The 13,717-nt window shown below is 66.2% G+C and carries 8 protein-coding genes; all 8 read right to left on the reverse strand.

Annotation, left to right across the window (positions count from 1 at the left end):
• Positions 1-46: 46 nt before the first annotated feature.
• Positions 47-3,634 (reverse strand): ABC transporter permease/M1 family aminopeptidase, encoded by a 3,588-nt coding sequence (locus EAH76_RS02560; RefSeq protein WP_140847629.1) that lies wholly within the window; start codon positions 3,632-3,634, stop codon positions 47-49.
• Between the two features lie 14 nt (positions 3,635-3,648).
• Positions 3,649-4,560, reverse strand: a complete 912-nt coding sequence (locus EAH76_RS02565) for an ABC transporter ATP-binding protein (RefSeq protein WP_140847631.1) — start codon at positions 4,558-4,560, stop codon at positions 3,649-3,651.
• A gap of 63 nt (positions 4,561-4,623) precedes the next feature.
• Positions 4,624-5,154, reverse strand: a complete 531-nt coding sequence (locus tag EAH76_RS02570) for a hypothetical protein (RefSeq protein ID WP_140847634.1) — start codon at positions 5,152-5,154, stop codon at positions 4,624-4,626.
• Positions 5,151-10,133, reverse strand: coding sequence for a DUF11 domain-containing protein (locus tag EAH76_RS02575; RefSeq protein ID WP_194150929.1), 4,983 nt, complete (start codon positions 10,131-10,133; stop codon positions 5,151-5,153). Before EAH76_RS02575 ends, EAH76_RS02570 begins: the two co-directional genes overlap by 4 nt.
• 82 nt (positions 10,134-10,215) lie before the next feature.
• Positions 10,216-11,301, reverse strand: a complete 1,086-nt coding sequence (locus tag EAH76_RS02580; protein WP_241659507.1) for a hypothetical protein — start codon at positions 11,299-11,301, stop codon at positions 10,216-10,218.
• Positions 11,302-11,346: 45 nt separating this feature from the next.
• Positions 11,347-11,817 (reverse strand): hypothetical protein, encoded by a 471-nt coding sequence (locus tag EAH76_RS02585; RefSeq protein WP_140847636.1) that lies wholly within the window; start codon positions 11,815-11,817, stop codon positions 11,347-11,349.
• Positions 11,818-11,828: 11 nt separating this feature from the next.
• A complete protein-coding gene (locus EAH76_RS02590) occupies positions 11,829-12,806 on the reverse strand; it encodes a hypothetical protein (RefSeq protein ID WP_241659508.1) in 978 nt (325 codons plus the stop codon).
• A gap of 157 nt (positions 12,807-12,963) precedes the next feature.
• Positions 12,964-13,629, reverse strand: a complete 666-nt coding sequence (locus tag EAH76_RS02595; RefSeq protein WP_140847639.1) for a response regulator — start codon at positions 13,627-13,629, stop codon at positions 12,964-12,966.
• Positions 13,630-13,717 lie beyond the last annotated feature (88 nt).

A 13,717-nucleotide genomic window follows, 5' to 3' on the forward strand; every position in this document is an offset into this window, starting at 1 on the left:
CCGCGCAGCCTCTCCCCGCTGCGTCCCTGTGCGCCGCGTTAGCGCATCATCCCGTCACTGCCACGATATTATCGTCGGAATTGCGATCGATATAGGTGGTGTAGGGATCGATCCCGGCAAAGGCCGGCTTGCGCTTGCTGACGATGCGCAGCGTCTGCACGCCCGACCGGACGGGCAGGCGTTCCATCGACACCACGTCCTTGGCCGAGAAGGCGCCGAAATCGGGCTTGTGGTCGAACAGGCCCACCGCGATCGTGTCGGACAGCGGCGCCGGATTCTCCTTGCCCGTGCCGCTCGCGTAGAATTTCGCGGCATCGACGGTGAGCAGCGTCTCGAACGTCCCGTCGGGCAGTTTCCGCACGGTCGCGGTCTTCGCCTTCAGGTCATAGATCGTGATGCGATTGAGCAGGTCGCGGACCAGCTCGCGCTCGGCCGGGGTGTGCGCAAGACCGAGAAAGCCGTCCACCAGATCGAGCGAGCGCGGATAGGGCTGGCTCTTGAAGCGATATTTGGCGAGCAGACCGCGCAGCATCGCGTTGACGCGCGCCTCGCCGAGCCGATCCTGCAGCAGGTACATCACCACCGCGCCCTTGCGATAATGGATATAGCCCTGGTCCTCGACCCGATCGAGCGGCAGCTCCTCGACCCGCTCCGATCCGCGCGCGCGCAGATAGCTGTCGAGCTCGTACTTGAGGAAGCGGCGGATCTTGTCCTCGCCATAGAGGTGCTTCATCACCATCAACGCCGAATATTGCGCCATCGTCTCGACCAGGATCGTCCCGCCCTGCATGTCGGCGCTGATGATCTGGTGCGCCCAATATTGGTGGCCCAGTTCGTGCGCGGTGACATAGGTGACATAGTCGATCTTGTCGCGCGCGTTGGCATCGGCGAGGAAGCCGATCCGCTCGGAATACGGGATCGTCCCCGCGAACGCCTGGGCGAAGGTCGCATAGCCCGGAAACTCGATGATCCGGGCATAGTCGAACTGGTACGGCCCGAAATTGGCGCGATAATAGCCGAGCGAGGTCTTCATCGCCGCGAGCATGCGATCGACGTTATAGGCGTGCTTCGCGTCGTAGAAGACCGAGAGCTTCACGCCATCGGCCATCTCCGACTTCTCGGCATAGACCGCCGACTGCACCGAGAAGAACGCGAGAATCGGCGCAGGCGAGACGAAGTGCGCGGTGCGCCGGCCATTGGCGACGGTATCGGACAGCTTGCGGCCCGGCGCGATCGGCGTCTGGCCGGCATCGGTCGAGACGGTGATGTCCGAATTCACCCAATCGGCATCACCGATATAGTTGCGCCGCTGTGCCGAGACGTCCTCGAGCTTGGCCTTGCGCAGTTCGGGCGTCAGCCCGTACTTCCGCCGCTTGGCACGGTCACCGAGCAGGCCGTCGCGGTCCATCCCGATCTGCGGGGCGAATTCCGAATTGCTGAGGAAGGTGCCGTTGCCGACCAGCCGCGTATCGTCGCCATTGGCGCGCAGCGCGACCGTCTGGCGATGCGTCACGAACGACAGCGTCCCCGTCGCGCCTGGCGCGAGCGGCGTGGCGAAGCGATAGATGCGGTATTTGAGATCGGCATCATCCATCGCCAGCGTGGCACCTGGAACCACGATCGACACGATCGTGGTATCCTCGTTCGCCAGCCGCACGTGCAGGTCGCGCACCGGTGCGCCGGTATCATTGACGAAGCGATAGCTCCCTTTCGCCTCCATCCGGCGCTCGGTCGGATAGAGCGCGACATCGAGCTTGATGTCGGTTGTCGAGGGCTGAAGGACCTTCTCGTACTTCAGATATTTCTTTTCGTAGGACGCCAACCGCGCCTCGCGGTCTTCGCGCGTGCGATAGACGTTGAGCACGTCCATCTGCCGATACAGCCACACCCCCGTCACGATCGATACGAGCAAGCCACCCGCGAGCACCGCGCCCGCCGGCCCCTTGAGCCGCGCCGGAACCTGCCGCAGCCGTGGCAGCAGCCGCGTCTCGGTCCCGCGCCGCCACAGCAGATGCGCGACCACCGCAAGCGCGAGCGCGATGCCCGACCAATAGAGCCGCAGCCACCAGCTGAGCGGCCCACCGATCTGGTCGCCATTCATGTCGGACAGCTGGAGATTGCCGCTGCTGCCGTAATTATACAGCGGATGCTCGAACCCGATATTCTGCAGCGTCAGCGTGGCGACGAGGTAGACCACCATGATCCCCCAGCCGACGAACTTGTTCGGGCTGAGCGCCTGGACGAACACCGACAGAATCGCGATCAGCACCATGTCGACCGTCATCGGCAGCAGATACCAGTCGAGATATTGCAGCGGCTCGAGCGCGGTCACGCCGCGCGCGAGCTGGACGAGCATCGCCGCCACCGCCGAGATCACCAGCGTGGCGAACAACACCCCCGCCACCGCAAGCGCCTTGGGCACCATATACGCCCAGTTGGGCAGCGAGGTCGCATCGATGATCTCGTGCATCCGCCGCTCGCGGTCGCGCCACACGACTTCACCGCCATAATAGATCGCGATGATCAGCGGGAAGATGCCGAACGCGCCCATCAGCGTGCCGATCACCGCAAAGGTCAGCGGCCGCGCGGGCGTGCCATAGATTTCGCCAGCGAAGATCAACGCCCCGAGCGCGTTGAACAGCCCGATCAGCAGCAGCACGAAGAATGCCGGGCTGCGAAACACCAGCCCCATCTCGAAGCGGCAGCGCAGCCACAGCCGCGCGCCATTCGACGCCGCGGGGCGGACCGGCGGGAGGTGGTCGACCAGCATCGGCGCCGAAGCGGCGAGCTTGGCGTCCTTGCGCCGCTGTCGCCGCAACTGCCGCGCCGACGCGCCGCGTTCGGAGAAGGTGAAGCGCGAGTAAGCCAGCGCGAGCGCCGCGAACGACACGACCAGCCAGATCAGCCGGTTCCACAGGATGGTACCGGCAAAGGCAGGCAAATGCGCGTTCGACTCGCTCGCGGTGAAATAGCGCGTCGTCTTGGCCAGCGCGCCGAGCCCGAACGGTTCGATATAGGCGCCTAACTCGCGATATTCGGGCTTGGAGCGGATCACCGTGTTGAGCACGACGTAGAAAACGAGGAACACGACCACGCCGAGATACGAATACATCATCGACCGCGTCATCGTCGCGACCGCGAAGAAGATCGACGCCGTCAAAAACAGGTTCGGCAGCGCGAGCAGGAGATAGACCGAGAGATAATCGAGCAGCCGGTTCGGCCCCATCGTCTCGGGATCGACCCACGGCATCAGCGAGCCGATGAAGATCGCCAGCGGCACGACCAGAAAGGTGATCGCCGCGGCGACGAACGCGCCGAGGAAGCGCCCCATCAGATAGTCGAAGCGCGAGACTCGCGTCGAGCGCACCATCGGCCCGAAGCCGCTTTCATCGTCGCGCACGATCACGTTGGCGACGAACGCGGTCGTCACGAACATGTAGAACAAGGTCAGGATCAGCGAGATCTGCGCGATCGCGACCGGCGCGTTCTTGTGTATGTTGCCGCCGCCGCCGATCTGGATATTTTCGGTCGTCATCGCGCCGAACGGCAGCAGGAAGAACAGGACCGAGACGACCCAGAACACCGGGTTGCGGAATTGATAACCGAGCTCGAAGCGCGCGATCTTGCCGAACATGCCCCCGGCCCCCTTCACGCAGCTGCGACGGTGGGATGGACCAAGGCTGCGTCGCCGCTGCGCGAGCGCGACAGTGTCGAGAAATAGACATCCTCGAGCCCACCGACGACCGGTGCGAAACCGTCGCCCGGATCGGTGTCGGACAGGACGTGGATGATCGTGCGCCCGGCGAACAGTCGGGTCGAGATGACCTTCTGCGTCTGCGAATAGTGCGCCATGTCCTCACGCGCGATCGTCTTGGCCCAGACGGTGCCGCGCGACGCCTGGATCAGATCCTGCGGCGCGCCCTCGAGCTGGATCCGCCCAGCGGCGAGCACCGCCATGCGCGGGCACAGATCGGCGACGTCCTCGACGATATGCGTCGACAGGATGATCACGACATTCTCGCCGATCTCGGCAAGGAGGTTGAGGAAGCGGTTGCGCTCCTCGGGGTCGAGCCCTGCGGTCGGTTCGTCGACGATGATCAGCTCGGGATTGCCGATCAGCGCCTGCGCGATCCCGAAGCGCTGCCGCATCCCGCCCGAAAAGCCCGCGATCGCCTTCTTGCGGACGTTCCACAAATTGGTCTGGTTGAGCAGCGTCTCGACCGTCTGCTTGCGCTCTTGCGCCGAGGCGACGCCTTTGAGCACCGCCATATGGTCGAGCATGTCATACGCCGAAACGCGCGGATAGACGCCGAAATCCTGCGGCAGATAGCCGAGCCGTTCACGCAGCCGGTCGGGGGTCGCGAGGATGTCGATATCGCCGAAGCGGATGCTACCCGAGGTCGGCGCCTGCAGCGTGGCGACGGTGCGCATCAGCGTCGATTTGCCCGCACCGTTGGGGCCGAGCAGCCCGAACATGCCCTTGGGTATCGACAGCGTGACATCGTCGAGCGCGCGCGTACCGTTGGCATAGACATGCGTAACGTGTTCGAGTTCGAGCATGATTTCCCCCTATGTCGGCGGGAAGCTAGCGCAGTGTATTACAAAGCTAAAGCGCAAAATGCATCAGCGGATCATCACGCGATAGCGGATCTGGAAGCTGCCGAGCACGCGGAAGTTCGCTCCCGGCTTGATCCGGATCGCCCGCACCCGCGCGTCATAGCCCTGGGCGTCGGGCGTCGGCGCGTAGCTCCAGCTGCTGCCGTCATAAAAGTCGAAACAGTCGGTCGTGCTGGAGAGCGAGGCGAACGAGCAGGTCAGCCCGCTGGCGAGCAAACCGACCAGCCCACCGTCGGCAAACTCGATCGGCCCGGTGCCAGTGGCGAGGTTGGCCACGCGCAGCACGACGCTCGCCGGGAGGGCATCGTCGATCCGCATCGTGTCCACCGTCTTGCCGGTATTGCCGACCGGGTTGGTGAACAGCACTTTATATTCGACCACCGCGCCGGGAAGCGATTTCGGCGCTGCGTTGCCGAGCGGATCGGAGAGAACGGTGGCAGTCTTGGTCGCGGTCAGGTCCGCAGCGTACGCGCTGCACGGGGACAGCAGCGGGCACGCCGCGATCGCGAACGCGCGGGACAGCAAAGCGCGCATCATCGGCCGATTCCAAACAATGCGCGGCCGGCGCGGCCGAGCGAACCCTGGTCGAATTTCAGCCGTGCGGTCACATACCCTCCAGCGCGCGAATAGCGGTCATCCTCGAAATCGCGGTCGCGATAGCCCGCGACATTGTAGCCCGCGGTAATCCAAACATTCTCGGCCGGCGACACGCCGATCGTTGGTCCATAGCTGTACGACACCACACCACGCTGCCACGCATGCTGGACCGACGCCTGCACCCCGATATCGAAGCGCCGTCCGACATCCTTGCGCACGTCCACGCCGATCGCATCGACATAGCCGGTGTAATCGTCGGTCCCGAAGCTGCCATGCACCCATTTCGACCCGTAATAGACCGTCGCCTCGAGCCCATGCCCGCGTCCCTCATTGCCGGTTCGATAATTGAGCGCGAGATTATTGATCACGCGGAGCGTCCCCTGGAAGCCGCCGCCGTAGGACGACACGGCGAGCACGTTGCTGCTTTCGATCCCCGCATCGGCATGTTCCTGACGAAACTGCAGCCGCTCGAGCACCGACCAGCGGCTGTCCTGCGGCCGCAGCGCGAGCGCGAGATCGGCGTTGAGCGCGGCGGCCGAGGCGCCGAACCGATCGGTCAGCGCGGCATAGCGGATCCCCGCCGCGAGCGTGCGCCCCTGGCCGAGCGTGCGCAGGAAATCGCCGATGATCGTCCAGCGCACGTCGCGGTCCGAGCGGCGATGCTCGAGCCGCCCGTTCGCCGACCAGAGCTCGGCGCGATACCCCGCGCCGATTGTCGCCGCGACATAATCCCCATCGTTCTGATAGGTGCCCGCGGTCGCGCCGTTCGCCGTGCTCGCGAAGGCGTCGATGAACGCGCCGGTCGGCACCTTGCCGCGGACCGTGCTGCTCGCATCGAGGGTGACGTCGATCGTCCAGCGCTTGCCGATCGGCAGCGACTGGCTGAGGCCGTATTGCGCATAGGTGCGCTGCCCATTCTCGCCGATCGCCTGCTGGTTGAGCGTCGACATCAGTTTCGCCCCCGTCCACGGCGCGACATCGAAGCCCAGGCGCGCAGTGCCGACGGTGAAATCCTTGCCCTGCGCATATTCATAGCCGCCGAGCAGACGGATCCCGTCGCGCACGCGCCACGCCGCGGTGAGCTGCTGGCGCAGCGGGAAATCGACGCTCGCGCGCTCGCCGCCCGGCGCGACTTGGGCCTGCGCGCCGAGTTCGATCTTGCCACCGAGCAGCGTCTGCGTGCCGCCCAGCGTCAGCAGCCGCGAATGCCGCGCCTGCCCGTCGATCCCGCTGTCATCGGCAAAGGTCCCGCCGACGAACAGCATCCCCGTCGCGCGGCGATACTCCAACCGGGCCTCGGCGGCCTTGCGCGCGCCCGGACCATCGAGCTGGACGGCATTCCACGCGGTCAGCGTCACTGCGAGCTTGCTGGTCAAGGCGACGCGGCCATCGAGGCCGAACTTGCGCGTCCCCGCCTCGACGACGTTCTGCTGGCCAAGTCCGAAGGCTTGGTTCTGGCTCCGGCCATAGACCAAGACATCGACGCCGCCACGGTGCAGTTCCGCCTCGCCGAGCCACGCCTGCCCTGCCCCGAATCCGCTGGCCCCGCCTCGTGCATATTCAGCTCGGATTTCACTATCGACGGTCGGCTTGGCCTTGAGATCGATCCCCGCGACGGTCCCGTTGCCCACGGTCGCGTCCCGCAGCACGCTCGCACCAAGCTGCACCCGGCCTTGCGCCATGCGCACCGTCGCGCGGCCGCCGGTGGCAAGTTTGCGCAGCGTGCTTTCGGTTTCGTAATCGACCACGATGAACACCGGGTTGAGCGCGGCATCGCGCCCCAGGATCGGCTCGCGGAAGCGGATCGTGCCCGCCGCGGGATCGATGTCGTAATCGATGTGCCGGGTCATCTGCGTGCTCGTCAGAACGCGCTCGGGGCGGATCCGGTCGCGCACTTCGAGCCGCAACTGGTCGCTATTGGGCACGATGTTGCGCCCCGACAGCCGATACGGCCCCGACAGCCCGTTGCCCTGGATCTCGTCGCGGCCGTGCAGCTGGTCGGTATTGGCGGCAAACGCGCTGAACATCACGCGATTGCCCTGATATTCCGCCTTCACGCCGTTGAGCACGCGGCTGTAGCGCGTCAGCTGCGTGTCGGTCAGCCCGGTCTCGAAATCGCCGAGCAGCGCGTAGAGATTGCGCCGCTCGAGCCGCAGGTACAGCTTGCGCTGCGTCGCCGCGTCATAGCCTTGCGCGCTGCCGTCGCCATAGACGGTGTAATAGCGATCGGGATCGATCTGGCCGAGCAGCCCGCGCGAGCGGTCGATCTTGCGGTTGCTGTCATACGCCAGCGTCATCAGCCACGATCCCTTGATCCGTCCCTTGGCGTAAAAAGCGAGCTGCCCATCGGTGACGACGCCGCCGCGCATCCCCGCCGGGAGCGAGCGCGTCCGCGTCGACAGCGTGTCATAGCCGATCGTCCCCGCGCCAAAGCCCACCACCACCCAGTCGCGCGTCGAGGCGGCGAGCCAGGCGCGCACGTCGCTCGTCCGCACCGTCTTGTCCTGCGTCAGGCTGATCACGGCATGGACCGCGCCGGCGTGGGTCGTCGGCTGGAGCGCGATGAAGGCGAGACCGTCGTCGCCGGTGACGCGCGCAGTGGTCTGCGCACGGCCCTTGCCGGCGAGCTGGCGCGCCTGGTCGAGATCGACCTCGAGCGCGGCGGTATAGGGCTGGTCGACCTTGAACGGGACGAGCGTCCCGTCGCGCACCGGATGCCCGCTCCGGTCGGTCACGCGCACCGCGATCAGCGGGCGTGTCAGGCCGTCGGCGACGAGCCGGCTCGCGGCGGGTACGAACACCGCGCGATCGGCGATGCTCGCGGATCGCACCGTGCGCGTCAGCGTCGTGACGACGCCGCCCTCGGCCGAAAGCACGCGCGCCGCGATGCTATTGTCGCCGTCCTTCAACGCGATACCTGACCAGCGCGCCAGCGCGATCGTCTTGTCGGGGTTGACGTCGGTCGTGTCGAACAGCAGCGGATCGACCGGCTCGCCATTGACGACGAGCGCGACGCGCTGCCCCGGCAGATGCTTGACGACGACGCGCGTCACCGGCGCGCGCGGATTGTAGTCGGGGGTCGGGAACAGCAAGGCGACGCCCGGCTGCTGACCCGCAAACCATTCGCGGTCGCCCGCGGCATAGGCGCTGCTGGCGACCGAGATCGGCAGCGCCTCGGCCGCCGCGGTCTTCACGCCAGTCGGGCGCAGCTGGAAGTCGACGCGCTTGAGCAGGCCGCCCTCGGCCTCGACGAAGCGCGAGATTGCGCTGCCCGCGGTGCGCGTGTCGCTGTCGCATGCCACCGGCTGATAGGCGGGCGGGATGCTGTTCGTGTCCATCTGGACGACGTGGCGGCCGGGACGGATGCCCTCGACATGGTAATAGCCGTCGCGATCGGTCGCGACATAGGTGCCGTCCTCGAGCAGCAGGCGGATTCCGGGAATGCCCTTGCGCCCGCGATCGGGATCGCCGCAGCCGCCTTCGGTGACGCGGCCGATCAGCGTGAAGCCGTCGGTGAACAGCAGCGGCGTGATCCGCACCGCGGCCGCGGCTTCGTTGCTCGTCGTCCCGGCATTGCCCGAGGCGAGGACCCGGTTGACCGCATCCCCCGTCGGCGCGCCGGGCGCGATGCTGACGACATAGCGCACGTCGAGCGTCGCCCCGCCCGCGACCGCAGGAACGGTGAAATCGAGCCGCCGACCGTCGCTCGAAACCGCGGGTTCGGCCGCGCCACGCGCCGAACCGCGTTCATAACGCAGCCCGGGCGGCAAGATGTCGGTCAGATGGACGCGAAGCGCCGCATCGCGCCCACGATTGGCGAGCGTGACGCGATATTGCACGAAATCGCCCGGCGACGCCTCGCGGACCGAGGCAGTCTTGGTCAGCAACAAGGCGGTATCGCCGACCCGGTCCATCGGCACGTCGACATAGAAAGCGTCGGGCGTCGCCAGCGTGAACGCCCGGCCATAAGACGCATCGTTGATGACGAAGCCAGCGCCTTGCGGGTCCTTCAACGCGGCAAGCTCGCTTACGGTCTTGGTCGAGGGCGCGGTATAGGTGGCCGGCGGCTCGATCTTGAGATGATAGGTGCCCAATCCGACGAAGGGGAAACGGTAATTCCCCTGCGGAAAGGTATAGGTACGCCCGCTCGCATCGGTAGCCGATGTGCCGCTGACGACGCTCGACGGGTAACGGCTGATGCCGTCATCGCCAAAGACCACCGCAGGCCGGTCAGCCGCGTCGAGCAAGGTGATCCGCGCGCCGTTGATCAACGCGCCGCTGGCGGAATCGAACACATAGCCCGCCGGATCGACCAGCACCGAATTGGTCGAACCGTAGCTATACTCGTCTTCGGCAAAGCTCAGCGTGACGTGTTGCCCGCGCATCCGCGACGGGTCGCATGCCTCGGTCGCAGGGTCGCTGCCGACTTCGGGCACGCCGCCCGCGAAGACGCCGGTGTCCGGCCCGGTCTCGAGCAAGGCGAGGCTGCCCGAATAGGTTTCGGTCGACACGCTGATCGTCGCATATTCGCGCGCAAGCGGGTCGCGATTGCCACCGGCATTTTCGAGCACCAGGATCAACGGAACGTTGATGTCGAGCGCCTTGAGCGGCGGCGCGACGGCGAGCGTCGCGGCGTCGATCGGCGCAGGGGTGAATTGCAGCGTCGGAACCGTCTGGCACGACAGGCCGGTGAGCTGATAGCCCACGGGCAGCAGGCGGAAACTGAGCGTGGTCGGGCGCTTCGTGCGATCGACATCGACCGAGACGGCGTTGGACGCCACGCTCTGTCGGCCGTTCGGCGTATCGAAGCCGAGCGTCGCGATATTCGCGATGCGCGCGCCGTCCTGCGCCGTCGCAGGGGCGACGGACGCCAGCCCGAGCAGGGCGGCGAGAGCGGTCAGGGCGCGCGGATGGGGCATAGGCCGGCTGTGCTCGGCGCGCAGGACTCCCCGCGCGCCGAAGCACGTTCTCCTTGAACAAAGCGTGTGGAAGAGTGCGGTCTTAGTTGATCGTCACTTTGAACGAGACCGCGACGATTCCACCGCCGATCACCGTGCCGAGATTGGCGATGATCCGGTTGTTCGGTGTGTCATAGCTCCCGGTAAACGGCGCCGTGATCGTCGGGAGCAAGGTACAGGTGCCGCCGGGAAGACCGATCGCGAGCGAACCCGGGACATAGGTGGTGTTGGCCGGCACCGGATCGGTGATCGTCACGCTATTGGCCGAGGCGGTGAGCGTCGCATTGTTCGCAATCATGCAATATTCGACGACAGCGCCCGGCAGCGCCTTGGGATTGAGCGCGTTGACGCCGTCCGACAGGATCAGCGCGGTCTTGTTGACGGTCAAGGCGACGTTGCGCGTGGCGATGACGTAGGAGCCATAGGCCCAGCCCTGCCCGTTGCGGATGATGTCGACGCCGATGCCGTCGCTATCGCCGTCGGCGAACACCACGTCGACGGTATTGTCGGCATTGCCCAGGCTGAGGTCGGTCGCGACGAGCGCGGCGCCTTGTGTATTGGCGGTGCCGCCCGTCGCCGCGATCACCTGCAACGCGACGTCGGCCTGGTTGATCGTGCCCGTCGCCGGCACGTCGCCGACGATGAACACCTCGACCGAGTTGTCGGGCGCGAGCTCGTCGATATAGGTGCGGGTATCGACCGCCGGATCGTACACGCCGTCGCCATTGGTATCAACGAACACCTTGAAATTGGTGAGGTTGAAATCGTCGGTGCCGGTCAGCAGGCCGCCCACGATCCCCGACTGGAAAGCGTTAACCAGGAAATCCTGCGTTCCGTTGGTCGTGTTGGTGACCTTGTAGCGCGTATAGGCTGCCGTCTGACCGAGATTGACCTGCGTCGCCGCCGGCTGGTCGTAGATCACTGTCAAATTGACCTTGCGATCGACCACGAAGCTCGCAGTGGTCGAATTGGTCGTCTGCGCCGTGCCGTTGACGCTGTAGGTTACCGACGCGGTGTTGCTGACAGTCGTTCCCGCGGTGGTGTTTTGCGCGGCGGTCTGGGCATGCGCCGCACCGGTCGCACACACGGTCGCGGTTCCGGCCAGTAGGATTCCAATCTTGGTACGCATCACACTCTTCACTCCCTGTTAGATATCGAATTCAGTAGAAAATCTTTATTTGAGAACGGCCTGGAAGGAGAGCTGCCCTTGCGCTCCGCCCGGGACGGCATTGGCGAGACGCCACCGCACATTGGTGACATCATCGGGTCCCGCCGCGCGCGTGGCGCCGTCGGCCGTTCGGACGCGCAGGGTCGCGAGCGGGCCGTAGGTCTTGCCGTCGACCGACACGTCGGGCGCAGCCGAGCTTTGCGAAGGGCCGCGATAGGCGATCGCGGCGGGCACGGGATTGTCGAGCACGATGTTGCCGATCGGCTGGCTGCCGGTGTTGCGATAGCCGAGCACGAAGATCACGCGGTCACCCGGCACGACCCTGCGCGCCGGCACGAGCGCGACCCGCACGCTGCCGTCGGCGGCGCGCGTCTTCTGTTCGGTCAGCACCTTCGCGGTGACCTGGAGCGGCCCCGCGGCGAGCGCCGGCGTCGCGATGACGCTGGCCAATAAAAGGGCGGGCATAGGCAGATGCATTGGACGTCTCCTCACAAGATCTTCACGCTGAACTGGATGGTATGGCTGCCCGCAGCGGCGAGATCGCCGAGCCGGATATGGACCCCGGCAGCGTCTGCCGTGCCGGGGTCGGCGTCGGCACGGTCGCTCAGCGCAACCGCATCGAGCGCCAGGCTGTCGGCGAGATAGGCGGTGCCCGCGGGGATCGGATCGTCGATCGTCACGCCGCGCGTCGGGCCGGGCAGCGTGGCGACCAGCGTGTAGGTGATGACCGCCCCGCGCATCGCGCGGCTGCTCCCGTCGGGTGCCGTGACCGTTTGCGCCTTGGCGAGCGAGGGCTGCGCAGGGCCGGCGGGCGACAGCGTGCTGGTCGCGCTCGCGCGTGCCCCGCTGACCCCGACGACCGCGTCGGCGCCGTTCGCGCCGGCGCCGGCGAACACCGTCCCGGCGGCACCGCTGCCCGATTGCGCGCTCACCGTGGCGGTGATCGCGGCCGCCGCAGCGACCTGCGCGCCATCGACCAGCACGAAGATGCGCACCTGTTCGCCCGGCGCGAGCCTGACGCTCGGCGGCGTCAGCAGCGGATCGGTATCGGTCTGGAATGCACCGTCACCGTTGCCGTCGCGCGCGACGCGGTCGACCACGACGCCTTGCTGATTGCCGGTGATCGTCAGCGCGAAGCTCTGCGGGCCGTTCCCGGTATTGACGATGACGAACGGCACCGCGACCTGTGCCTGCGACTGGACCGCGAGGCTCGGACGTTCGGCGGTGATCGTCACGTCGAGCAGTTCGGCCGACACCAGGGTCACGGTGTTCGACGCGACTTGCTGTGCGCTGCCGTTCATCTCGAAGGTCAACGCGGCGGTGTTGACGATCGGCGTACCCGCAGGGACCGCCGCCATCGCCGGCGTCGCCGTCGCCGCCGCCACCGCGAGCGCAAGCAACGCCGCCAGGGCGGCTAGCCTCGGCTTGCGTTGCGCGACGACGATGGACGTAGGACGATCCGGCACTTTTCACCTGCACAATTGACGTGGAGGCGTTCGGCGGCATTTCAGGTTAAGCAGATCCTACCAGTCGCCATTTGGTTCCCAAGACTTCGACCAATGTCGAATGCCGCGGCAAAAAAGCAGCCGTCGGACGAGCCCTCTCGAACCGGGCGATCCCCCCTCAATCCGCGGGCGCGAAGATGGCGTCGCGATCGATCTGCGCGAGCACCCGCCGCCCCTCGCGGCGCGCAATCGACGCGATCGCGGCATCGCCCCGCGACAACTGCTCCCAGCTCGAACCGACGCGGTCGAACCCGAGCGTGCCCGCAATTCCGGCGATGCGGTGCATCGCGTCCTGCGACGGCGTACCATTCAAGGATGCCACCGCCGCTGCCAGTTCCTCGCGAAATCGCGCGATCAGCGGTACGATCGCGGGCTGACCGAACTGCTCGGCCAGGCGGTGCGCACCGGCGAGTTCGTCATCGGGGCGCCAGTCTGCAACTGCGGCGAGCAGCGCTTCGGGCCGCCCCGACGGCGCCACACACCCGTCGAACCCGAGCCGCCACAAGCGTTCGTCAGGGCCCGCAGCATCACTCTGTGCGAGGATCGCGGTGCTGCGCAGCGGCGGCGGCTCGTCGCGCAGCGCCGCGACCAGCGCCGTCGCTTCACCGCGCGGCAGCCCATCGCCGATCAGGATCAGAACAGGCCGATGGTCGCGCGCCTGGACGAGTGCGGCAGCACCATCGCGCGCTTCGAGCACATGCCATTGCCCGCTCGACCGCACCGCATCGACCAACCGTCGAGCATGCGCGTCGCCGTCCGCGATAAGGATAATCGAACGTTTCACTTGATTTCCATCAATGATCGATAACGTTATCACTAGACAAGCTTATCATTTTTGCAGAAGTTCATCGCCTTGTAATCGATAAAAAATG

The sequence above is a fragment of the Sphingomonas glacialis genome (assembly GCF_006439055.1).
Classification (GTDB): domain Bacteria; phylum Pseudomonadota; class Alphaproteobacteria; order Sphingomonadales; family Sphingomonadaceae; genus Sphingomonas; species Sphingomonas glacialis_A.